The sequence below is a fragment of the Streptomyces sp. NPDC101219 genome, from assembly GCF_044767675.1.
In the GTDB taxonomy this organism is placed as follows: domain Bacteria; phylum Actinomycetota; class Actinomycetes; order Streptomycetales; family Streptomycetaceae; genus Streptomyces.
In genome coordinates this window covers 184,541-207,544 of record NZ_JBIWOK010000012.1, presented here as the reverse complement: position 1 = coordinate 207,544, position 23,004 = coordinate 184,541, and the positions used below count along the sequence as shown (strand labels likewise).

General features: G+C 72.1%; 18 protein-coding genes. 14 read left to right on the top strand and 4 right to left on the bottom strand.

Annotation, left to right across the window (positions count from 1 at the left end):
• Positions 1 to 8 precede the first annotated feature (8 nt).
• On the top strand, positions 9 to 1,292 hold the full coding sequence (locus ACIRPP_RS23955; RefSeq protein WP_403646362.1) for a nucleotide sugar dehydrogenase: 1,284 nt from the start codon (positions 9 to 11) through the stop codon (positions 1,290 to 1,292).
• A gap of 77 nt (positions 1,293 to 1,369) precedes the next feature.
• On the opposite strand, the gene ACIRPP_RS23950 is transcribed toward ACIRPP_RS23955, so the two are convergent.
• Positions 1,370 to 1,966, bottom strand: coding sequence for an acyltransferase (locus ACIRPP_RS23950; protein WP_403646360.1), 597 nt, complete (start codon positions 1,964 to 1,966; stop codon positions 1,370 to 1,372).
• Positions 1,967 to 2,056: 90 nt separating this feature from the next.
• On the bottom strand, positions 2,057 to 2,470 hold the full coding sequence (locus ACIRPP_RS23945) for a Fur family transcriptional regulator (protein WP_403646358.1): 414 nt from the start codon (positions 2,468 to 2,470) through the stop codon (positions 2,057 to 2,059).
• A gap of 195 nt (positions 2,471 to 2,665) precedes the next feature.
• On the opposite strand from ACIRPP_RS23945, the gene ACIRPP_RS23940 reads away from it, so the two are divergent.
• The 8 genes from ACIRPP_RS23940 to ACIRPP_RS23905 all read left to right on the top strand — a co-directional run bounded on the left by ACIRPP_RS23940 (position 2,666) and on the right by ACIRPP_RS23905 (position 12,927).
• Positions 2,666 to 4,129 (top strand): catalase, encoded by a 1,464-nt coding sequence (locus tag ACIRPP_RS23940; RefSeq protein ID WP_164333989.1) that lies wholly within the window; start codon positions 2,666 to 2,668, stop codon positions 4,127 to 4,129.
• A 250-nt stretch (positions 4,130 to 4,379) separates the two neighbouring features.
• Positions 4,380 to 4,766 (top strand): ankyrin repeat domain-containing protein, encoded by a 387-nt coding sequence (locus tag ACIRPP_RS23935; protein ID WP_403646354.1) that lies wholly within the window; start codon positions 4,380 to 4,382, stop codon positions 4,764 to 4,766.
• Positions 4,767 to 4,976: 210 nt separating this feature from the next.
• Positions 4,977 to 5,297 carry a 50S ribosomal protein L21 gene (gene rplU / locus ACIRPP_RS23930; protein ID WP_006132815.1) on the top strand — a complete coding sequence of 107 codons (321 nt, stop codon included), beginning with the start codon at positions 4,977 to 4,979 and terminating at the stop codon, positions 5,295 to 5,297.
• Between the two features lie 14 nt (positions 5,298 to 5,311).
• A complete protein-coding gene (rpmA, locus tag ACIRPP_RS23925) occupies positions 5,312 to 5,566 on the top strand; it encodes a 50S ribosomal protein L27 (protein ID WP_164333991.1) in 255 nt (84 codons plus the stop codon).
• A 105-nt stretch (positions 5,567 to 5,671) separates the two neighbouring features.
• Positions 5,672 to 7,117: a GTPase ObgE gene (gene obgE / locus ACIRPP_RS23920; RefSeq protein ID WP_403646350.1), complete on the top strand. Its 1,446-nt coding sequence runs from the start codon at positions 5,672 to 5,674 to the stop codon at positions 7,115 to 7,117.
• Between the two features lie 615 nt (positions 7,118 to 7,732).
• On the top strand, positions 7,733 to 9,229 hold the full coding sequence (locus ACIRPP_RS23915; protein WP_403646348.1) for a D-ribitol-5-phosphate cytidylyltransferase: 1,497 nt from the start codon (positions 7,733 to 7,735) through the stop codon (positions 9,227 to 9,229).
• A gap of 177 nt (positions 9,230 to 9,406) precedes the next feature.
• A complete protein-coding gene (locus tag ACIRPP_RS23910; protein ID WP_403646346.1) occupies positions 9,407 to 11,482 on the top strand; it encodes a hypothetical protein in 2,076 nt (691 codons plus the stop codon).
• 218 nt (positions 11,483 to 11,700) lie between these two features.
• Entirely contained in the window at positions 11,701 to 12,927 is a 1,227-nt protein-coding gene (locus ACIRPP_RS23905; RefSeq protein WP_403646343.1) for a glycosyltransferase family 2 protein, read from the top strand.
• Between the two features lie 806 nt (positions 12,928 to 13,733).
• Here the strand turns inward: ACIRPP_RS23905 and ACIRPP_RS23900 are convergent.
• Complete coding sequence (locus ACIRPP_RS23900; protein WP_403646340.1) at positions 13,734 to 15,776, bottom strand: hypothetical protein; 2,043 nt, start codon at positions 15,774 to 15,776, stop codon at positions 13,734 to 13,736.
• Positions 15,777 to 15,878: 102 nt separating this feature from the next.
• Positions 15,879 to 17,318, bottom strand: a complete 1,440-nt coding sequence (locus ACIRPP_RS23895) for a polysaccharide pyruvyl transferase family protein (RefSeq protein WP_403646337.1) — start codon at positions 17,316 to 17,318, stop codon at positions 15,879 to 15,881.
• 327 nt (positions 17,319 to 17,645) lie between these two features.
• On the opposite strand from ACIRPP_RS23895, the gene proB reads away from it, so the two are divergent.
• The 5 genes from proB (at position 17,646) to ACIRPP_RS23870 (ending at position 22,567) form a co-directional block, all read left to right on the top strand.
• Positions 17,646 to 18,752, top strand: a complete 1,107-nt coding sequence (proB, locus tag ACIRPP_RS23890; protein ID WP_403646335.1) for a glutamate 5-kinase — start codon at positions 17,646 to 17,648, stop codon at positions 18,750 to 18,752.
• Between the two features lie 133 nt (positions 18,753 to 18,885).
• Positions 18,886 to 19,353, top strand: a complete 468-nt coding sequence (locus ACIRPP_RS23885; RefSeq protein WP_403646332.1) for a hypothetical protein — start codon at positions 18,886 to 18,888, stop codon at positions 19,351 to 19,353.
• Positions 19,354 to 19,464: 111 nt separating this feature from the next.
• Positions 19,465 to 20,751, top strand: coding sequence for a glutamate-5-semialdehyde dehydrogenase (locus tag ACIRPP_RS23880; protein WP_403646329.1), 1,287 nt, complete (start codon positions 19,465 to 19,467; stop codon positions 20,749 to 20,751).
• Positions 20,752 to 20,809: 58 nt separating this feature from the next.
• Positions 20,810 to 21,397 (top strand): hypothetical protein, encoded by a 588-nt coding sequence (locus ACIRPP_RS23875; RefSeq protein ID WP_403646326.1) that lies wholly within the window; start codon positions 20,810 to 20,812, stop codon positions 21,395 to 21,397.
• 87 nt (positions 21,398 to 21,484) lie between these two features.
• A complete protein-coding gene (locus ACIRPP_RS23870) occupies positions 21,485 to 22,567 on the top strand; it encodes a hypothetical protein (RefSeq protein ID WP_403646323.1) in 1,083 nt (360 codons plus the stop codon).
• The last annotated feature ends 437 nt before the right edge of the window (positions 22,568 to 23,004 follow it).

Here is a 23,004-nt window from a genome sequence, read left to right as displayed (position 1 = left end):
CACCGATCATGAACATCTGTGTAGTAGCGCTCGGCAAGATCGGGCTTCCGCTGGCCGTGCAGTTCGCCGCCAAGGGGCACCGGGTCATCGGCGCGGACGTCAACGAGAAGGTCGTCGAGCTGGTCAACGCCGGTGTCGAGCCCTTCCCGGGCGAGCACGACCTGGACCGCAAGCTGAAGACGGCGGTCGACGCCGGTCTGCTGAGCGCCACCACGGACACCGCCTCGGCGGTCGCCGAGTCCGAGGCGGTCGTCGTGGTCGTGCCGCTGTTCGTCGACGCGGAGGGCGTGCCGGACTTCGGCTGGATGGACGCCGCGACGAAGGCGATCGCGCAGGGCCTCAAGCCGGGCACCCTGGTCTCCTACGAGACCACGCTGCCGGTCGGCACCACCCGCACCCGCTGGGCGCCGATGCTGGCCGAGGGCTCCGGACTGACGGCAGGTGAGGACTTCCACCTGGTGTTCTCGCCGGAGCGGGTCCTCACCGGCCGGGTCTTCGCGGACCTGCGCCGCTACCCCAAGCTGGTCGGCGGCATCGACGAGGCGTCCGCCGCCCGCGGTGTCGCCTTCTACGAGGCGGTCCTCGACTTCGACGCCCGTGACGACCTGCCCCGCCCGAACGGCGTCTGGGACCTGGGCACGGCCGAGGCGTCCGAGCTGGCCAAGCTGGCCGAGACCACATACCGGGACGTCAACATCGGCCTGGCCAACCAGTTCGCGCGGTTCGCCGACAGCAACGGCATCGACGTCAAGAAGGTCATCGAGGCCTGCAACTCGCAGCCCTACAGCCACATCCACCAGCCGGGCATCGCGGTCGGCGGCCACTGCATCCCGATCTACCCGCGGATGTACCTGTGGAACGACCCGGCCGCGACCGTCGTGCGCTCCGCCCGTGAGGCGAACGCCGCGATGCCCGAGTACGCCGTGGACCTGCTGGCCGCCGCCTACGGCGACCTGAGCGGTGCGGAGGTGCTCGTGCTGGGCGCGGCCTACCGCGGGGGAGTGAAGGAGACCGCGTTCTCCGGTGTCTTCCCGACCGTGGAGGCCCTCAAGGCCCGCGGCGCGGTCCCGTACGTCTCCGACCCGATGTACACCGCCGAGGAGCTCTCGGCCCTGGGTCTGACCCCGCACGCCGGTCAGCAGGTCACCGCGGCGATCCTGCAGGCCGACCACGCCGAGTACCGCACACTGACCCCGGCCGACCTGCCCGACGTCACGGTGCTGGTCGACGGCCGGCGCACCACCGACCCGGAGGCATGGAAGGGCGTCCGCCGGGTGGTCATCGGCGGCTGACCCCGCCCTTCCAGGACGACGACGAGGCCCCGCCCCCTCCATCCCGGGGGCGGGGCCTCGTCGGTGTCCGGGGCGGGTCAGGCGGCGCGCTCGGTGAGCGTGCCGTCCTTCTCGTCGTACAGGCCGCCGGTCTCGGGGCACTCCCACACGCCGGGCTCCCGCTCGGTCAGCCGCACCCCGGCGCGGCCCACCCAGCCCACCTGACGGGCCGGGACGCCGACCACCAGGGCGAAGTCGGGCACGTCCCGGGTGACCACGGCGCCGGCGGCGACCATCGCCCAGCGGCCGATGCGCACCGGCGCGACGCACACCGAGCGGGCGCCGACCGAGGCCCCGTCGGCGATCTTCACGCCGACGGCCTCCCAGTCGCCGCCCCGCTTCTGCTTGCCCTCGGGGTCCACGGAACGCGGGTTGTGGTCGTTGGTGAGGACCACGGCGGGGCCGATGAAGACACCGTCACCCAGCTCCGCCGGTTCGTAGACGAGGGCGTAGTTCTGCAGCTTGCAGTTGTCGCCCATGCGCACGCCGGAGCCCACGTAGGCGCCGCGGCCGATCACGCAGCCCTCGCCGAGGTGCGCGTCCTCCCGGATCTGCGCGAGGTCCCACACACTGCTGCCCGTTCCGATCTCCGCGCTGTCGTCGACCTGCGCGCTGGGCTGGACCCTGTAGTTCACTTCTCCGCCTTCCGCTGTCTCACTCGCCCGGTGAGCATAAGGGGGCGCGGCGCCCGGCGCCGCGGCGGCCGGGGGCGCGGGCGGCCGGCGTCAGCGGGCGCAGTCCGGACAGAGGCCGTGGTACGTCAGTTCGACGTCGGAGACCGTGTAGCCGAAGCGCTCCGTCTCGGGGAGGTCGGTGAGGGGGTCGCCCGTCGGGTGCACGTCACGGATGGTGCCGCAGCCGCCGCAGAGCAGGTGCTGGTGGGCCCGGTGGGCGTTCGGGTCGTAGCGGATGGCGCGCTGGTCGGTGGACACCTCGACGAGTTCGCCCAGCGAGACCAGTTCGCCCAGGGTGTTGTAGACCGTCGCCCGGGAGATCTCGGGCAGCCGCTGCGAGGCGCGGGCGTGCACCTCGTCGGCGGTCAGGTGGACGTGTTCCCCGGCGAGGACCTCGGCCACGACGCGGCGCTGCGCCGTCAGGCGCCAGCCGCGGTCGCGGAGCCTCTGCAGGAGATCGGTCATGGCCACACCCTAATCCGCGATCAAAGCCAGCTCAAGAGTGGATATGGTTCTGAATGGCGCCTTGACTTAGACTGAGTCCAACATAGGGTGGGAACCTGACGGCGGGCCGCGCAGCAGCCCGCGCGGAGACTTCGGACGGCCGGCCCCACAGGGCACCGGCCCACCCGCGACGAACCACACGCCGAGGAGCGAGCTTTGACCGAGAACAACCAGAAGCCGTTGACCACCGCAGCCGGCGCACCGGTCGCCGACAACCAGAACTCGCTGACGGCCGGTCCGCGCGGTCCCATGCTGCTGCAGGACGTCTGGTTCCTGGAGAAGCTCGCGCACTTCGACCGCGAGGTCATCCCCGAGCGCCGGATGCACGCCAAGGGCTCGGGCGCCTTCGGCACCTTCACGGTGACCCACGACATCACGCGCTACACGAGCGCGAAGATCTTCTCCGAGATCGGCAAGAAGACCGACCTCTTCGTCCGCTTCTCCACCGTGGCCGGTGAGCGCGGCGCCGCCGACGCCGAGCGTGACATCCGCGGCTTCGCCGTGAAGTTCTACACGGAGGAGGGCAACTGGGACCTGGTCGGCAACAACACCCCGGTCTTCTTCTTCCGCGACCCGCTGAAGTTCCCGGACCTCAACCGCGCCGTGAAGCGCGACCCGCGCACCAACCTGCGCGACCCCGAGAACAACTGGGACTTCTGGACCAACCTCCCCGAGGCCCTGCACCAGATCACCATCGTCATGTCCGACCGTGGCATCCCCGCCTCGTACCGGCACATGCACGGCTTCGGCTCGCACACCTACAGCTTCATCAACGCCGAGGGCGAGCGGTTCTGGGTCAAGTTCCACCACCGCACCCAGCAGGGCATCAAGAACCTCACGGACGCCGAGGCCGAGGCTCTGGTCGGCAAGGACCGCGAGTCGCACCAGCGCGACCTCTACGAGGCGATCGAGAACGGCGACTTCCCGAAGTGGAAGCTGTACGTCCAGATCATGCCGGAGGCCGACGCGGAGAACTACCGCTTCCACCCCTTCGACCTGACCAAGGTCTGGTCGAAGAAGGACTACCCGCTGATCGAGGTCGGCGAGTGGGAGCTCAACCGCAACCCGGCGAACTACTTCGCCGACGTCGAGCAGGCCGCCTTCACCCCGGCCAACGTGGTCCCCGGCATCAGCTACTCGCCCGACAAGATGCTCCAGGGCCGCCTCTTCTCCTACGGTGACGCCCAGCGCTACCGCCTCGGCGTGAACCACCACCAGATCCCCGTCAACGCCGCCAAGGCCCCGGTGAACACCTACCACCGCGACGGCGCCATGCGGGTCGACGGCAACCAGGGCTCCGTCCCCGGCATCGAGCCCAACTCCTACGGGCGCTGGCAGGAGCAGCCGGCCTACCGCGAGCCGGCCCTGGCCGTGGGCGCTGTCGCCGACCGGTTCAACTACCGCGAGGACGACGACAACTACTACGAGCAGCCCGGCAACCTGTTCCGCCTGATGACGGCCGAGCAGCAGCAGGTGCTCTTCGAGAACACCGCCCGCGCCATCAACGGCGCCTCGGAGCAGACCATCGCCCGCCACATCGCCAACTGCACCAAGGCCGACCCCGCCTACGGCGAGGGCGTCCGCAAGGCGGTCGAGGCCCTGGCCGCCGGCACCCTCTGAGCCACGCCTCCAGGGCAGGCAGCGGCACGCACGTGACCGCGTCGTCGCGGCCCGGGGGGGGGCCCCCCCCCCGGGGGCGCGCGCCCCCCCCCCCCCCGCCCCCCCCCCCCCCGGGGGGGGGGGGCCCGGGGGGGGGGCGGGGGGGCGGGGGGGGCCCCCCCCCCCGGGGGGGGGCCCCCCCCCCGGCCCCCGCGCCCGTTTCCCCCACGGGCCCGACCCCGACCAGCACCCCACCCGAAGGGATCCCCCCATGAGCACCGGTGGCCTGACCGCCGAACAGACCGAGCGCGTGGTGGCCGTCGCCATGGACCTGGCCCGCGCCGGCGAGACCGAGGAACTGTCCGGGTTCGTCGAGCACGGGCTGCCCGTCGACGTCACCGACGCGGCCGGCAACACCCTGCTCATGCTCGCCGCCTACCACGGCCACGCCGGCACGGTGCGCGCCCTGCTCCGCCTCGGCGCCGACCCCGACCTGCGCAACGACCGGGACCAGAGCCCCGTCGCCGGTGCCCTGTTCAAGGGCGCGGACGAGGTCGTCGAGGTGCTGCTGGAGGCCGGTGCCGACCTGGACGCCGGCACGCCGAGCGCGCGGGCCGCGGCGGCCATGTTCGGGCGCGCCCACCTGCTCCCGGGCTGAGCCGAAGGAAGGCCCCCGGCGCGCCCGGGGCCCGGTTTGACCCCTCACGCCCGGCCCCGTAACCTTGACCGTCGGCGTGTCGCCTGACCCGCCACATCCCCGTAAACCTCATTCCTTCCGGGTGCCACGGTGCCTGGGAGAGGTCGTCCGTGTCCATGCCGGGCGGCTGGCCTGCGGGGGTGCCGTTCTTCGAGCGAAAGAGAGATCCGCGTGTACGCCATCGTGCGCAGCGGTGGTCGCCAGCACAAGGTTGCTGTCGGCGACATCGTTGAGGTTGACAAGATTTCCACCGCCAAGGTGGGCGACACGGTCGAGCTCTCGACCCTGCTCGTCGTCGACGGCGACTCCGTGACCAGCGACCCCTGGGTGCTGGCCGGCATCAAGGTCCAGGCCGAGGTCGTGGACCACCACAAGGGCCAGAAGATCGACATTCTGCGCTACAAGAACAAGACCGGCTACCGCCGTCGTCAGGGCCACCGCCAGCAGTACACGGCGATCAAGGTCACTGAGATCCCCGCGGCTGCGAAGTAAGGGACTGAGGAGAGATGGCACACAAGAAGGGCGCATCGTCCACCCGGAACGGTCGCGACTCGAACGCCCAGCGGCTCGGCGTGAAGCGCTTCGGCGGTCAGGTCGTCAGCGCGGGTGAGATCCTGGTCCGTCAGCGCGGCACCCACTTCCACCCCGGCGCCGGCGTCGGCCGTGGCGGCGACGACACCCTGTTCGCGCTGCTGCCGGGTGCCGTGGAGTTCGGCACCAGCCGCGGCCGCAAGGTCGTGAACATCGTTCCGGTCGCCTGACCGGATCTTTCGCGAGGCGGACCTCACTTCCCCGGCGGGAAGGCGGGTCCGCCTTTCGCGTGTTAAGACAAGAAACCCATAAGAAGTCTCTGGAGGCACCCCACCATGACCACCTTCGTGGACCGCGTCGAGCTGCATGTCGCCGCGGGTAACGGAGGCCACGGCTGTGCCTCCGTCCACCGTGAGAAGTTCAAGCCGCTCGGCGGACCCGACGGCGGCAACGGCGGACGCGGCGGGGATGTGATCCTCACCGTCGACCAGTCCGTGACGACCCTCCTCGACTACCACCACTCCCCGCACCGCAAGGCCACCAACGGCAAGCCCGGCGAGGGCGGCAACCGCAGCGGCAAGGACGGGCAGGACCTTGTGCTGGCCGTGCCGGACGGCACCGTCGTGCTCGACAAGGCGGGCAACGTCCTCGCCGACCTGGTCGGGCAGGGCACCTCCTACGTCGCCGCCCAGGGCGGACGCGGCGGGCTCGGCAACGCCGCCCTCGCCTCGGCGCGCCGCAAGGCGCCCGGGTTCGCGCTGCTCGGCGAGCCGGGGGACCTCCGGGACATCGTCCTGGAGCTGAAGACCGTCGCGGACGTGGCGCTCGTCGGGTATCCCAGCGCCGGCAAGTCCTCCCTCATCTCGGTGCTCTCGGCGGCCAAGCCCAAGATCGCCGACTATCCCTTCACCACGCTGGTGCCCAACCTCGGCGTCGTCACCGCCGGGTCGACGGTCTACACGATCGCCGACGTGCCCGGTCTGATCCCGGGCGCCAGCCAGGGCCGCGGACTGGGGCTGGAGTTCCTGCGCCACGTCGAGCGGTGCAGCGTGCTCGTGCACGTGCTGGACACTGCCACCCTGGAGTCCGACCGCGACCCCGTCTCCGACCTCGACGTCATCGAGGAGGAGCTGCGCCAGTACGGCGGTCTCGGAGACCGCCCCCGGATCGTCGTCCTCAACAAGATCGACGTCCCCGACGGCCAGGACCTGGCCGAGATGGTCCGGCCGGACCTGGAGGAGCGCGGCTACCGGGTGTTCGAGGTCTCCGCGGTCGCCCACAAGGGCCTCAAGGAGCTGTCCTTCGCCCTGGCGGACCTGGTCGCGCAGGCGCGCGCCTCCCGCCCCAAGGAGGAGGCGACCCGGATCGTCATCCGGCCCAAGGCCGTGGACGACGCCGGGTTCGCGGTCACCCGCGAGGAGGTCGGCGGCGAGCCGCTGTTCCGGGTGCGCGGGGAGAAGCCCGAACGCTGGGTGCGGCAGACCGACTTCAACAACGACGAGGCCGTCGGCTACCTCGCCGACCGGCTCAACCGCCTCGGCGTGGAAGAGGCGTTGATGAAGGCCGGCGCCCGCTCCGGCGACGGTGTGGCCATCGGCCCCGAGGAGAACGCGGTCGTCTTCGACTGGGAGCCGTCGGTGATGGCCGGTGCGGAGATGCTCGGCCGCCGCGGCGAGGACCACCGCCTGGAGGCGCCCCGCCCGGCCGCCCAGCGCCGCCGCGACCGCCAGGCCGAACGGGACGAGGCCGACCGCGAGTACGACGGCTTCGAACCCTTCTAGATCCTCACGGCCCGCCCGCGCGGCCCCGCGCGCCAAAGCCCGCCCGCGCGCGGCCCACGCGCCGGAGCCCGTACGAGGAGCCCGCTGGCCGCAGTGTACGAGGAGCCCGGGACCGCCCGCAGCGGTTCCGGGCTCCCGCGTGTGCGGCGGGCGGCCCCGCATACGCGGGAGCCGGGGGCAGAAAAGCTGCCGGATGCTAATAAATGAATTCCGCGGCAAAAGGGGCATGCTGCGAGTCGCATTCCACCCCGCGCGGATCGGCGCCCCACCAGGGTGTATGAAGAACTGGTGCACCCGTCCTTCGCGGGACGTGAAGATCCCGCACCCCCGCGCCCACCGCCCGTCACCGTGCGGCTACCGTCTTTCCTGTTCGGCGGCCGTGCGGGCGCACCGACCGCGGTGCCCGAACGGGCGTCACACGCGTCAGTCGATTGACTTCTGTGTACTTACTCACAGCAATTCACACAGGGCTCCGGGAACCGTCACCCGCGGCCAGGGGTCCTGAGTGAATGACAGGTTGCGCGCGGATTTGCGGCGGAGGACGCTCGCCTTGCACTGCGGTTACCCCAAGTGGGACCATTTCGAAGTTCCCTGTCGCCCCAAGGTAGGTCACCTGTGTCCCAGCACATAGCCAAGCCCCGTACCACCGCAGTGATCCTGGCCGGCGGTACCGGTCAGCGGGTGGGTCTGTCGATCCCCAAGCAGCTGCTGAAGATCGCCGGCAAGGCAGTCATCGAGCACACCCTGACCACCTTCGAGAAGGCCGACTCGATCGACGAGATCATCGTGCTGATGGCGCCGGGCTACGTGCCCGACGTCGAGCGGATCGTCGCCAAGGCCGGGTTCACGAAGGTCACCAAGGTCATCGAGGGCGGCTCGACGCGGAACGAGACGACCGAACGCGCCATCGCCGCGCTCGGCGAGGGGCTGGCCGAGGGGGAGGACGTCAACGTCCTCTTCCACGACGCCGTGCGCCCCCTGCTGTCGCAGCGCGTCATCGACGACTGCGTGGCCGCGCTGGAGCGCTACCAGGCCGTCGACGTGGCGATCCCGTCCGCGGACACCATCATCGTCACGCGCACGCACGGCGAGGACGGCGAGTTCATCACCGAGATCCCGGACCGCTCCCGGCTGCGCCGCGGCCAGACCCCGCAGGCCTTCAAGCTGTCGACCATCCGCCGCGCCTACGAGGTCGCCTCCGACGACCCCAACTTCCAGGCCACGGACGACTGCTCGGTCGTGCTCAAGTACCTGCCCGACGTGCCGATCCACGTCGTCGCGGGCGACGAGTACAACATGAAGGTCACCCAGCCCGTCGACGTCTTCATCGCCGACAAGCTGTTCCAGCTGGCGTCCACCGCCACGCCCGAGCAGAACGGCGAGGAGACCTACCGCAGGCTGCTCACCGGCAAGACCCTGGTCGTCTTCGGCGGTTCCTACGGCATCGGCCAGGACATCGCGCGGATGGCCGAGGGCTACGGCGCCACCGTGTACGCGCTGGGCCGCTCGACCACCGGCACCCACGTCGAGAACCCGGAGGAGGTCGACGACGCGCTGTCCAAGGCGTACGCCGAGACCGGGCGCATCGACTTCGTCGTCAACACGGCGGGCGTGCTGCGCATCGGCAAGCTGGCCGAGACCGACAACGCCACCATCGAGGAGGCGCTGAAGGTCAACTACCTGGCCCCGGTGCAGATCGCCCGGTCCGCGTACAAGTACCTGGCCGAGAGCAAGGGACAGCTGCTGCTGTACACCTCCAGCAGCTACACCCGCGGCCGCGCCGAGTACAGCCTCTACTCGTCGACCAAGGCTGCCATGGTGAACCTCACCCAGGCCCTGTCCGACGAGTGGGCCGGCGAGGGCGTCCGGGTCAACTGCGTCAACCCGGAGCGCACCGCCACGCCGATGCGCACCAAGGCGTTCGGCCAGGAGCCCGCGGGCAGCCTGCTCTCCTCCGAGGCGGTGGCGCGCACCTCGCTGGACGTGCTGCTCTCCGAGCTCACCGGGCATGTCATCGACGTACGCCAGCAGGACCCGACGGCGGGAGCCGCGCGGGCCACCGGCTTCGAACAGGCTCTGGCCTCGGTGCTGGACCGTCAGGACGGCGTGTAATAATTGCTCGCAATTGGACTCCGGTAATTCAGGCCCCTGCGGTCTCCCGTTAACGTTGAACGGGGCTTCGCGGGGGCCTGAATCCGTCCCTCACGAAATAGTTACAGGCACAAAACCGGCACTCCCCCTCCAAGAGCAGGTTTCTCCGTGATAACCACTGCTATTCGCGTCGCCCGGGTGGGCAGCGCGGCAGAACTGGCCGCCGCGGTCGTCATGATGCTGGGCTATCCCGGCCTCATGGTGGCGGCACTGGTCCCGAGCGTGCCCGCCTTCGCGGTCGCGGCCGCCGTGACGTACCTGGCGGACCACTATCTGCACCGCAAGGGCAGCTACCTGATCAACCGCCTCGGCAAGGTGCGCGCCGGCCTGCCGATCCGCTTCCTGATCAGGCAGCTGCTGCTGATTCTGCTGCTGGCCCGTCTCGACCTCGCGGACAACCTGATCTACTACGGGGCGATCGCCTGCTTCATCGCCTTCTACGGACTTCAGGCCGCGCAGGGCGCGCTGACCACGCTGATCCGCAACCGGCGCCGCATGCCCGTCGCCACCCGCAACGTCGACCTGGCCGCCCGCATCCGTATCCCGGACGCGCCGCCGGCGCTGCTGCTGAACCACTCCGGCGAGAAGATGCTGCACCTCGACCTCGCGGCGGTCGTGGGCATACTGGTCGCGGCCTTCCTCGACTCGTCCCTCGCCGGCTTCGTGGGCATCGCCATAACGGTGGTCCTGAGCACTCTCTACGTGCTGGTCCTTGTGCCGTATCTGCGGGGCGGCCGGGTCCCGCCGTCCGCCGACCGGGTGCTCAAGGCCCTCGACGGCTGGCTGGGCGAGTACCGGCCCGAGACGGTGCTCTACTTCTCCGGTTCCAAGGACTCCGCCTACCAGGTCAACATGTGGCTGGAGACCATGGAGCAGCTGGACACGCGTCCGCTGATCATCCTGCGCGAGCGGGTGATACTGGAGAAGCTGGCCCCCACCACGGTCCCCGTCGTCTGCGTGCCCGGAGGGGTGCACCTGATGAACATGGACCTGTCCACGGTGCGGGTGGCGCTCTACGCCGCCAACGTCGGCAAGAACATCCACCTGCTGCGGGTGCCGACCATGAAGCACGTCTTCATCGGCCACGGCGACAGCGACAAGATCGCCAGCGTCAACCCGTTCAGCAAGGTCTACGACGAGGTGTGGACGGCCGGCCGGGCCGGCCGCGACCGCTACGCCATCGCCGACGTCGGCGTCCGTGACGACGACATCGTCGAGGTCGGCCGTCCGCAGCTGGCCCCGATCGCGACCTGGCAGGGCCCGCCCGCCGACCGCATGCCCACGGTCCTGTACGCGCCCACCTGGGAGGGCTGGGACGACAACCCGGGCAACACCTCGATCCTGCTGGCGGGCGAGAACATCGTGCGCACGCTGGTGCAGGCCGAGCCCGCGGTCCGGGTCCTGTACAAGCCGCACCCCTTCACCGGCACCCGCAGCGGGCGGGCGAAGGCCGCCCACCAGCGGATCACCGCGCTCGTGGAGAAGGCCGCCGCCGAGCGGGCCGCCGACCCGCGCTTCACCGCCGACGCCTCCGCCCAGGCCGCGGCCAGGGCGGAACTGGCCCGGATCGAGGCCCGGCTGGCCGAGCTGGCCACCGGCGTGGACCGCGGCGACGAGGCCGAGGCGACCCGCGACGGGCTGGTCGACATGGCCCGGCACGAGGAGACCGCACGGCTGCGCGCCGAGTGGAACGCCGCCTACTGGCGGTCCTTCCCCGACTGGGAGCACCGCGTCATCTCCGGTGCCGAGCCGCGCCTGTACGACTGCTTCAACGTCTGTGAGGCGATGGTCTCCGACATCTCCAGCGTGGTGTCCGACTTCATCGCCAGCGGCAAGCCGTACGCCGTCACGGACTCCGCCGAGCTGGGCGAGGAGGAGTTCAAGCGGCAGAACACGGCGGTGCGGGCCGCGGTGATCCTCACCAACGACGCGGCCGGCCTCGACGGGCTCCTCGACGCCGTCCGCGACCCGTCCGCCGACCCGCTGGCCGAGGACCGGCGGGAGCTGAAGCGCTACCTGCTGGGCCCGGACGAGCCGCCGTCCATCACCCAGTTCAACACCGCGGTGGCGCAGCTCGCGCTGAAGGCCGAGACGCGCAACCTCGGCCAGGAGTCCCGGATCACGGCCGGAGGCCCCGACGTCGAGATGGTGGACGCGGTGCCGGTCCAGCGGGCGACCGCGAACGGTGACGCGGACGGCATCGCCGCGGGCTGACCTCCCGCACGCTCAACAGGGCTCGGCCCCCGAGGAGTTGATCCTCGGGGGCCGAGCCCTTTGCCGTGCCCGTTGAGCGGAACGGGCCCCTGTGACGTGAAGCACGGAAACAGGGGTGCGAGGCAACCGGCCCTCTCGAACTTCCATCTATCAAATAGCGAATGAGGCGATACGGGGGAAATGTTCCATCGTTGAGGGGGAAGTGATGAGGGGGAATCGTGACCGTGGCGCAGCCTGATGTCACCGTGGTCATCGGGGCGTACGAAGCGATGCCGTACCTGGTCGAGTGCCTCGCCTCCGTGGAGGCACAGACCATCGACCCGGGGCGCATCGAGGTCATCGCCGTCGACGACGGGTCGACGGACGGCACGGGGGAGTACCTGGAGGAGTTCGCGGGCCGCGCGCCCATGCCGGTGACCGTCGTCCGGCAGGAGAACTCGGGCGGGCCCAGCGGCCCGCGCAACGTCGGTCTGGCCAGGGCGGCCGGCCGCTACGTCTTCTTCCTGGACGCCGACGACCGGCTCGGCCCCGAGGCCCTGGAGCGGATGGTCGCCCTGGCCGACCGGGCCGGTACCGACGTCGTCCTGGGCCGGGTGGAGGGCGTCAACCGCAACGCGCCGAAGTCCATGTGGCGCAAGACCCTGGAGCGCACCGACGTGCACTCCTCGCGCATCAAGTACACGCTCAGCGCCCAGAAGTTGTTCCGCCGAGCCCTGCTCGACCGGCACGGCATGCGGTTCGACGAGTCGCTGTTCACCGGCGAGGACGCGCTGTTCACCATGGAGGCGTACCTGCGGGCCGACGGGGTCTCCGTGCTCGCCGACTACACCTGCTACTACCTGGTGGGCCGCGAGGACGGCAAGCACGTGACGAAGAGCGGGAGTTACACGCTGCGCTTCGACTCCGCGCGCATGCTGATGAACCTGATAGCCGACCTCGTCCCCGAGGGGCCGCGGCGCGACGAGCTGATGCTGCGGCCCTTCACCATCACGCTGCTGCCGCAGTTCGGGCCCCGGTTCCTCAAGGACACCGACCAGGTGCGCCGGCACAAACTGGACCTGGCCAAGCCGCTGATGGACGTCCACTGGAACGAGGGCGTCGCCCGGCGGCTGAAGGTCGAGGAGCGGCTGCGCCTGCACCTGGTGGCCGAGCAACGGCTCGAACCGCTGCTGGACGTCGTGGAGTTCGTGCGGGCCAAGCGGCAGGCCCCGGCCGTGCTGGAGCGGCGGGGCCGCCGCGCCTACCTCGCGTACCCGCACTTCCGTGACCGTGGCACGGGGGTCCCCGACGCCGTGTACCTCGCGGCCCCCCGGGAGGCACGTGCCGTGCCGGGCTACCGCGAGGACACCGGCGACTCGCCCCTGCGGCGGGTCCTGCGCAGAACCCGCCGCCTGCTGTCCCCGCCGGAGAAACCGGCCCGGGACCGCACCGCGGCGGCGGCCTGAGCGGCCCGGATCCCGGACCGCACTACGGCGGCGGCCTCAGCGGCCCGGTCCCGGCCTGCGGGTGGGGACGGGACACCCGGGGGGCTTCCCAGGCCCGCGGGGGCCCTGCTGGAGCCCACAGGGCTCCGCGGGGCCCCGGTTGGGTCTGTGGCCCCGGTTGGGTCTGTGGCCCCGGTTGGGTCTGTGGCCCCGGTTGGGTCTGTGGCCCCGGCTGGGTCTGTGGCCCCGGCTGGGTCTGTGGCCCCGGCTAGGCGTGCAGGCCCGGCTGGGTTTGTGGTCCGGTTGGGTCTGTGGCCCTGGCTGGGCGTGCAGCCCCGGCTGGGCCTGCGGCCCCGGTCGGGTGTGCGGCCCCGGTCGGGTGTGGGGCCCCGGTTGGGCGTGCAGCCCCGGCTGGGTCTGTGGCCCCGGCTAGGCGTGCAGGCCCGGCTGGGTTTGTGGTCCGGTTGGGTCTGTGGCCCTGGCTGGGCGTGCAGCCCCGACTGGGCCTGCGGCCCCGGTCGGGTGTGGGGCCCCGGTTGGGTCTGTGGCCCCGGTTGGGCGTGCAGCCCCGGCTGGGCCTGCGGCCCCGGCTGGGCCTGCGGCCCCGGCTGGGCCTGCACGGGTCCTCGGCGGGGTCTGCGTGGGTCCTCGGCTGGACCCTCGGGCCCCAGTGGGACCCCATGGCCCAGCCCGGACCCCGGCTGGGCTCTGGGCCCAGCGGGGCCACTGCGTGGCGGCCTCAGGCCCTCACGCGCCGAAGACCGACCCCGGCGCGTGAGGGCCGTACCGCACCCGCCTCCCGGCGCACCCCGGCAGATTGCCGGAATTCAGGCCCGGCTCTCCGACTGCGTGGGCGACTGGCCGCGCTGGCCGGGGAGTTCAGCTCCGAGGCGGGGTGCCGTGCGGGAACGGTGGGCCGCCGCGGCGGCGCACAGGGACCGGACGGCCGCGTCGAAGCGCTCCTGGGACGTCGGCTCGGCCGGGCCCAGCAGGCGCTGCTTCAGCTCGGCGCGGGCCGCGGCCAGCTTGTCGAGCTGTGGGTCGCGGACCGACCGAAGCAGGTCCGCGACCCCGGACGCGTCCGGCGCGAGCACCGTCGCCGCCTCCACCGTCGGGAACGCCTGCCGGAACGCCTCCTCGGGCAGCCCGCTGGTGTTGGCCACCGCGTAGGGCTTCTCGCTGGCCAGGAAGTCGCTGATCACGCTGGATACGTCGCTGATCAGCAGGTCGGCCACGTCGAAGCAGGAGTACAGCGCGGGACGGACGTCCGTGACCACCTGGTGCTCCCACTCCGGGAGCGACGCCCAGTACGCCTCCTCCCAGGCCGCCGTGGTCCGCGCCACCGCCTCGGCCCGGCCGGGCTCGGGCGCGGACTGCGCCCGCATCCGCTCCACCTGGTCGGCGGCGGACCGGTAGGTGGCCGCGGTCAGCCGGTCCAGCTCCGCGGTCAGGCGGGCGAGTTCGCCCGACGGCGCCGGCCGCGGCCCGGAACGGCGGCGGTTCGCCGCGCGGATCAGTTCCCGGATGCGCAGGTCGGCGGCGCCCGCCCGCGGGTCCACCGAGCCGGTCAGCGGGTGCGGCTTGTACAGCAGCCGCACCCCCGGGTCGGCGAGCAGCGCCCGGACGAGGTTCTCGCCGGCCGCGACCACCGAGGTGTTGCCCGGGTTGCCGTCCCAGCCCTCCCAGGTGGGCGCGTAGAGCACCGTGGTGTACGGGCCGGCGGGCGGGCCCGAGTAGGGCCGTACGGCGTCCAGTTGCGGGCGGCCGATCTCCACCACGTCCTTGTCCTCCACGCCGACCTCGGCCAGCGCGTACCGTTCGCGCGCCGCCGGACCGGCCACCCACACCTCGTCGTACGCCTTCGCGTAGGGGTTGCAGGAGGACAGCTTGTCGCTCTCGCCGTGGTTGACGAAGGTGTGCTTGATGGTGGGGATGCGCAGCACCTGCGAGGTCTTGCCGGAGTTGGACGGGTGGATGAGGACCTGGAGCGTGGACTGCTCCAGCCGCATCAGCGTGGAGACCTTGGGCAGGCACACGACGGGGATGTCGGTGGGCGCCAGCTTCGGCACCATGAACCGCTCACGGAGGATGATCACCGGACGGGCGTCCAGCTTCGCGAGCGGTTCCAGCCACATGTTCGCCTGGTAGGCGGAGGAGGGGCCGCCGGAGAAGTACAGGCCGACCGTCGGCCGGTAGTCGGCCAGCCAGGCGTCGAACCAGTCGAGCACCTCCTGTTCGTCCGCGGGACGCCGGCCGGGCAGCAGCCGCAGCAGGAGCGCGCCCAGGCCGGTCAGGGCGAGCAGCAGGGACAGGGCCACACCGGCCGCCGCCCACCGGGGGTCGTCGCCGACCGCGGTGGCCGTGAGGCCGGCCGTCGCGGGCAGGCCGACGAGCATCAGCCGGTGCCCGGGGCGGCGCAGCAGGGTGGCGGGGGCGCGGGACAGCCGGAGCGCCGAGGCGTCGATGTTGCGGGTCACCACGGGCAGCGTGCGGGTGCGCCGGACCAGGATCGACACGGCCTGGATGGCGCAGTGCAGGGCGTAGAAGACGAGCAGGCCCGCGATCAGCGGGGCGTACTGGTTCTCGCGGTGCTGTTCACCCAGCCGGAGCAGGCCCACCACCAGCAGCAGGTCGCGCAGCACGTGCCGGACGGTGATGTCCGCGTGGGACTTGGCGAACAGCGTCAGCATGCCGGGCTGCCACCGGTACAGCAGGCCCTCCACCGCCAGGGACGCGGCGGTCGCGGCCAGCAGCAGCGGCGCGTGCGGCAGCAGCGCGCCGGCGGCCTGTGCGACGAAGGCGGCCGCCGGAACGGCGAGGACGAGGAGCTTGGCGGCAATGCGCCGCCGTGGGGACGAGGGTTCGGGCACTGCGGTCACTCCAGGGTTGTCGCAGAACGGGCGCCCGGGTTAACGCGCGCCGCCCTCCGGACGACACGCGGGTGTCCGGAACCCTGGAGTGACCGGTCCGTGCTATGCGGCTCCGGTGCCCTTCGGCGAGGGCTGCCGGCCCGGCTGGAGCGCCCGGCGCAGCGGGCCGCCGACCGCGCGGCGGGCCCGGCGGTAGACGGACGCCCGGGAGGCGATGCCGGCCGCGGCGCTCGCCGCCTTGGCGGAGGCCTTCGCGGACTTGGCGCGGGCCAGCTCGCGCTTCAGCTTGGCGTTGTCCGCGGAGAGTTCGGAGACCCGCCCGTACATCCAGGCGAACCGCTCGGTGAGTTCGTCCATGTCGTTGCGGATCCAGGGGCGGATGCCCGCGGGGAAGGCCAGCGACCGCAGCTTCTCGTCGAAGGCGGCCCCGCCGTCGCCGTGGGTGAAGGTGTTCTGCAGCCCGTTCTTGTCGAGGAACGCGGTGAACCGGTCGAAGCGCTCGCGGTGGTTGCGGGTCAGCGGTCCGAAGTCGGCCTTCTCGTACAGCTCCGCCGGGTCGGTGTCCGGGGCGGTCTGATCCAGCTGCTGGTGCGGTATCTCGAAGTACCGGCACAGCTCCAGCGTGCGCGAGTCGAAGGCCAGCACGGTCGCGGGCGTGCCCGCGAGCAGCGCGGCGATGTTGCCGTGGATGCGCGAGCCGAAGGAGTAGTCGAAGTCCCGCAGGTCGTCGAACCAGGTCTGCGGGTCGATGTACACGCGGACCTTGTCCTCGCGGTACATCGGGTGCTCCGGGTGGGTGGGCATCAGCTTGATGCGGCCCGCCGGGGAGTTGACGTCCCGCCAGTGCAGCTGCTTGGCGTCGGTGAGGTTCTGGCCTATGTAGCGCAGGTGGGGGTAGCGCTCGTGGGCCCGGCCGACGATCCGGTGCAGTCCGCCGCTGCGCATCGCGGTGTGCGAGCCGTTGACCGCGATCCGCGAGTCGGGGGTGAGCGCCGCCGCCTTCTTCTCCACGGTGAGCTTGTCGCCGTGCAGGAACATCGACGGGCAGCCGATGACCTCCACGTCGCGGAAGCCCATCTCGTTGAGGTACTGCTCGGTGAACTCGCCGCGCACGCCGATCGAGGCGCTGTGGTCCAGGACCGCCGAGCAGAAGGCGCGCACGGTCGGCTCCATGGCCTTCAGCCGGGCCGCGTCGTAGTTCACGCCGCTCTGCGCGCCGACGCCGAGGACCACGACCGGGATCCGGAGCTTGGAGATCAGCCGGGTCAGGCGCTGGAGGGCCCCCTCGAACGACGGGCGGAAGGCGTTGGCGAGCGGTACGACGAAGACGTCGTACTCCTCGTTGATGCGCCCGGCCGCCGCCGGGTCCGCCCGCATGCCGTTGGAGACGACCTCCGTGTCCGGCGTCGTGAGGATTTTGTGTGCGGCATCACTGAAGATCAGGTTGCCCGAGTTGGTGGCGATGACATCCCGGTGGAGGGCGTCCTCCACGGGTACTACGTCGAACGGACTCTTGCCCGAACGGAGCAGGATGCGTCTCACGGAGGGCCCTTCACGATCTTGAGATGACACAGATGCTCACAATATGTTTGTCAGTTCTTTAATTTCTAGAGGCAACCAATGCAACCTTTTTCACATGTGCGGTACGTGAGCTTCCGGTTACCGTCGGCCAGCCGTCAGGCCAGCTGTCAGGCCAGCCGTCAGGCCAGCTGTCAGGCCAGCTGTCAGGCCGGCCGTCCGGCCCGCCCGGCCACCCGTCCCGGGGGATGGGCCGACGCGCGACGAGGGGTCCCCTTCGCGTAGATTGCCGACCGGTGGCCGTACGCACATGAGGGGCAGTGGAACAGCGTGGCAGGGGCAAGACAAGCCGTGAGCGGGGCCCGCAGAATCGTCGTCAAGGTCGGGTCCTCGTCGCTGACCACCGCCTCGGGCGGACTGGACGCCGACCGGGTCGACGCCCTCGTCGACGTGCTCGCCAAGGTCCGCAGCGGGGGCGAGCGGGAGATCGTCCTGGTCTCGTCCGGTGCCATCGCCGCCGGACTGGCCCCCCTCGGGCTGGCCCGCCGCCCCCGCGACCTCGCCCGCCAGCAGGCCGCCGCCAGCGTCGGCCAGGGCCTGCTCGTCGCCCGCTACACCGCCTCCTTCGCCCGCTACGGCGTCCGCGTCGGCCAGGTGCTGCTCACCTCCGACGACATGAGCCGCCGCGCCCACCACCGCAACGCCTCCCGCACCCTCGACAAGCTGCTCGCCATGGGCGCCTTCCCGATCGTCAACGAGAACGACACGGTCGCCACCGACGAGATCCGCTTCGGCGACAACGACCGCCTCGCCGCCCTCGTCGCCCACCTGGTCCACGCCGACCTGCTGGTGCTGCTCTCCGACGTGGACGGCGTCTACGACGGCGACCCCGCCAAGCCCGGCACGTCCCGGATAGCCCAGGTGCGCGGCCCCGAGGACCTCGCCCACGTCGAGATCGGCAGCGCCGGCAAGGCGGGCGTCGGCACCGGCGGCATGGTCACCAAGGTCGAGGCCGCCCGGATCGCCGCCGCCGCGGGCATCCCGGTCGTCCTGACCAGTGCCGTCCACGCCGCCGACGCCCTCGCCGGCCACGACACCGGCACCTTCTTCCACCCCACCGGCCGGCGCTTCGCCGACCGGCTGCTGTGGCTGAAGCACGCGTCCACCCCGCAGGGCTCCCTGACCCTCGACGACGGCGCGGTGCGCGCGGTCGTGGAGCGCCGCATGTCCCTGCTGCCCGCCGGCATCGCGGGCGTCGACGGCGACTTCAGTGCCGGGGACCCGGTCGAGCTGCGGGACACCACGGGCCGTGCGGTCGCGCGCGGGCTCGTCAACTTCGACGCCAAGGAGATCCCCCGGCTGATCGGCCGCTCCACCCATGAGCTCGCCCGGGACCTCGGGCCCGCGTACGAACGGGAAGTCGTACACAGGGACGATCTGGTGCTTCTGCATCCGTAATCGGCCGAAACATCCGCCCTCGGTGGTGGACGTTCCGCAAAACCGCCCCGCAAGCCCCGGCGGCCTGCTCAACTTTGTCCCAGGGACACATCCGCCCGACCCGCGGGCCGGTCCGTGCGCGAAGGAGGCCGTCGTGAGACGAGTACGCCCTGGGACGACGGCGTCCCGCGGTGGTGCCGGCTCCCGGGCGGCCGGCGAGGAACGCACCCTCACCAGCGTGGCGGCCGGGGACCGCTTCGACAGCGGAGAACCCCGCGACCTGCCCCGCCTGTGGCACGTCACCCTCAGCGTCTCCGGCGCACGTGCCCCCATCGAGGACGTCCGCCGCGCCCTGGAACAGCTCGCCCACGACCACCCCTTCCTGCTCACCAGCCGCTACGCCGACGACCACGCGGAGATCCGCTACTGGGAGGAGGCCCGCGACCTGCACGACGCCGCGGCCGTGGCGCTGCGCCTGTGGGGGGAGCACCGGCGGACCGCGGGACTGCCGCCCTGGGAGATCGTCGGCCTGGAGGTCATCGACCGGGCCACCTACCACCACCGCGTCGCCGAGGGCCACGGCCCGGTCCGCGCGCACCCCGTCGGGGTCCACCCTTTCTGAGCACGCCCCGGCCGGCCGGACCCCGCCGGGGCCGTCCCGGGGGCGGAGACCTTCGTCTCGGGGTGTGGGATGGGCACCGGTTCCGCCCCCCGGCCGCACTACCCTTCCCTCATGACCACGCTCTCGCCTCTCGACTCGATGTCCCCGGTCAACCAGGCCGCCTACCGGGCCAAGGGCGCCGCCGCCACCCTCGCGCCGCTCCCGCGCGCCGAGAAGGACGACGCACTGCTCGCCATCGCGGACGCCCTCGAGGTCCGCGTCGCCGAGATCGTCGAGGCCAACGCCCAGGACGTGGCCAAGGCCCGCGAGGCGGGGCTGAGCGACGGCATGATCGACCGGCTCACCCTGACCCCGGAGCGGGTCCGCGCCATCGCCTCCGACGTGCGGGACGTCGCCGCGCTGCCCGACCCCGTCGGGGAGGTCGTACGCGGCTCCGCCCTGCCCAACGGCATCGACCTGCGCCAGGTCCGGGTGCCCCTCGGCGTCGTCGGCATCATCTACGAGGGCCGGCCCAACGTCACGGTCGACGCCGCCGCCCTGTGCCTGAAGTCCGGCAACGCCGTACTGCTGCGCGGCTCGTCCTCCGCCTACCGCTCGAACACCGCCCTCGTGCGGGTCCTGCGCGACGCCGTGCACGGCGCCGGGCTGCCCGCCGACGCCGTCCAGATGGTCCCGGGCGAGAGCCGCGACAGCGTGCGCGAGCTGATGCGCGCCCGCGGCCTCGTCGACGTGCTCATCCCGCGCGGCGGCGCCTCCCTGATCAACACCGTGGTGCAGGAGTCGATCGTCCCGGTCATCGAGACCGGCACCGGCAACTGCCACGTCTACGTCGACGCGCAGGCCGACCTCGACATGGCCGTCGAGATCCTGGTCAACTCCAAGACCCAGCGGGTCGGCGTCTGCAACGCCGCCGAGACCCTCCTGGTGCACCAGGACATCGCCGCCGACTTCCTGCCGCGCGCCCTGGAGGCCATGGCCGACGCCGGGGTCACCGTGCACGCCGACGAGCGCGTCATGGCGTACGCGAAGGACTCCCGGGCCACCGTCGTGGAGGCCACCACCGAGGACTGGGAGACCGAGTACCTCTCCTACGACATCGCCGCCGCCGTCGTCGACTCCCTCGACCGGGCCGTCGAGCACATCCGGCTGTGGACCTCCGGGCACACCGAGGCCATCGTCACGGCCTCCCAGCAGTCCGCCCGGCGGTTCACCCAGTTGGTGGATTCCACCACCGTCGCCGTGAACGCCTCCACCCGGTTCACCGACGGCGGCCAGTTCGGCTTCGGCGCGGAGATCGGCATCTCCACCCAGAAGCTGCACGCCCGGGGCCCGATGGGCCTTCCCGAGCTGACCAGCACCAAGTACATCGTCACCGGCGACGGACACGTACGGCGCTGAACCGGCCACGGCAGGGCACCGGACGGGTGCCGGCGAATTTCCGTACCGTCTGCCCAAATTGACCCCCCAGGTCTACTCTGGATCCGTGCCGGAGGACGTGGGGGGCACGCCGTTCCCTGACGGCTGGGAGCCCGACGACGACCACGACCGCGGGGTGACGGACGAAGAGTTCGCCTCCGTGGTCTTCGACGAGGACTTCGTACGCGCGGCCCGGGTGCACGAGCCGACCGCCGTCGAACGCCTCCTGTCCGCCGCCCGGGCCAGAGCCGAGGCCGCCGAGGCGGAGGCTGCCCGCGCCCGTGCCCGCGGGGAGCGCTCCGACGACCGGTACGGCCACCACGGCGCCCTGGGGCCGGACGACGACCCCGACGACGACCTGGACGTCCTGGAGGACGCCCACGGCCAGCGGTACGGCGGACAGGTCCGCTGGCACCGCCCCGTGGCCTGGATGCTCGCCCTCGTGATGGGCATCGGCATGGTCGCGCTGGCCTTCTCCGCCGTCTACCGGGGCGCCTCCTCCCACCGCGAGGAGCCCGTGCCGGCGCCCACCTCGACCGGCCCGGAGCTGGGCGGCGCCGCCGCGGTGCCCTCGGCCTCCGCCGACTACTCCCAGCCCGCCGTCCCGGTGATCCCGCGCAGCCCCTGACACCCGGTACCGCAAGGGTGAGGGCGCGTCAGAAGTTGCGGCGCGGCCGGGCGTTTACCCGAGCGCGCCTAGACCTACCCTGAAGGTATGGCAGGGCCTGCGGACCCACCCGAGGGGACCCCCGAGGGCGCCCCCGGGGGCGGCGAGGACGAGTACCGGTCCGTCGTCTTCGACGAGTCCTTCGTCCGTGCTGCCCGCCTCCAGGAGTTCTCCGCACAGGAACGCATCACCGACCACGCGCCCGCCGTGCGCGACCGCCCCTCGCCGCCGCAGCAGCAGCGGGCCGGGCTGTCCCGGCAGGCCCTCGTCCTCGTCCTGCTGATCGCCGTCGCCTTCGGCACGGCGATCTACATGGGGGTACGCCACCCCTACCGGACACCCGCCGCCGAGGAACCCACCGAACCGCTGCGCATGACCGTCGTCCCGCTCGCCCCCCGGGAGAAGGTGCCCGGGGCCGCCGACCCCGAGCGGCTCTACGCGCACAGCCCGGCCGCGGCGTTCGCCGCCGGCGCCGAGGGCATACCGCTCCCCGCCTCCCGGGGCACCGCCCACTTCTCCGAGGGCCAGGTCGTGACCGCGCTCAGCACCGCGAAGGACTACCTCGTCCGCTCCGCCCTCGACCCCCACGTGCTGACCGGCGGGGACACCCGCTCGGTGCGGGTGCTGCTCGACCCCGGCCAGATGAGCCAGTTCGACCGCAGCTTCGCCCGGCCCACCGCGGACGGACGGCACGCGCCCACCGGATGGCTCGTCCGCTTCGACCCCGCCCGCACGGAGCTCGCCGACGACCGCGTTCGGGTCCGCGGCACGCTCCAGGCCACCGAGACCGGCGCGGGCACCCTCGAGGTCGACGCCGACCACACCTACGTGTACGCGCTGCGGCCGGCCGGCGCCGGGGAGGGCGCCGCCGCGTCGCTGTTCACCGTCCGGCGCGAGCTGCGCTTCCGCTTCGACCGCGACGACCTGCGCCTGCACCAGGTGCAGGTCGTCCTCTCTCACGTCCAGGCGGGCCCCCTGTCCTGCGGGAAGGACTCCGCCGGCCACCTGCGCCCGCTGCTCGCCGGCCAGAGCGCCGACCGGGCCGGCCCCTCCGGCACCGACCCCTACGCCGACGGCGGCGCCCCCGCCCTGTGCGGCTCGCTCTCCCCGGCGGCCCAGCCCCGGCTCTGAGCGCGGCCCCGCGCCGGACACGGCGAGGCCGGGGCCTCCGCGCCGGACACGGGGTGGCCGGGGTTCCCGCGCTGGACATGGCGAGGTCGGGGCCTCCGCGCCGGACACGGGGTGGCCGGGGTTCCCGCGCTGGACATGGCGAGGTCGGGGCCTCTGTGCCGGACACGGGGTGGCCGGGGTTCCCGTGCTGGACATGGCGAGGTCGGGGCCTCTGTGCCGGACGCGGGGTGGCCGGGGTTCCCGTGCTGGACATGGCGAGGTCGGGGCCTCCGTGCTGGACACGGCGAGGCCGGGGTTCCCGCGCCGGACACGGGGGTGGCTGCCGGGGTTCCCGCTGGACACGGCGAGGTCGGGGCCTCCGTGCCGGATACCGCGAGGTCGGGGTTCCCGCGCCGGACACCGAGACGCCGGGGGGCACCCGCGCCGGACACCGAGAC

Excerpts from the sequence above, each read along its gene's own strand:
- ACIRPP_RS23870 (WP_403646323.1), top strand. The coding sequence starts at position 21,485 with ATGGCAGGGCCTGCGGACCCACCCGAGGGGACCCCCGAGGGCGCCCCC.
- ACIRPP_RS23955 (WP_403646362.1), top strand. The coding sequence starts at position 9 with ATGAACATCTGTGTAGTAGCGCTCGGCAAGATCGGGCTTCCGCTGGCC.
- ACIRPP_RS23935 (WP_403646354.1), top strand. The coding sequence starts at position 4,380 with ATGAGCACCGGTGGCCTGACCGCCGAACAGACCGAGCGCGTGGTGGCC.
- ACIRPP_RS23880 (WP_403646329.1), top strand. The coding sequence starts at position 19,465 with ATGACCACGCTCTCGCCTCTCGACTCGATGTCCCCGGTCAACCAGGCC.
- ACIRPP_RS23945 (WP_403646358.1), bottom strand. The coding sequence starts at position 2,470 with ATGACCGATCTCCTGCAGAGGCTCCGCGACCGCGGCTGGCGCCTGACG.
- rpmA (WP_164333991.1), top strand. The coding sequence starts at position 5,312 with ATGGCACACAAGAAGGGCGCATCGTCCACCCGGAACGGTCGCGACTCG.
- obgE (WP_403646350.1), top strand. The coding sequence starts at position 5,672 with ATGACCACCTTCGTGGACCGCGTCGAGCTGCATGTCGCCGCGGGTAAC.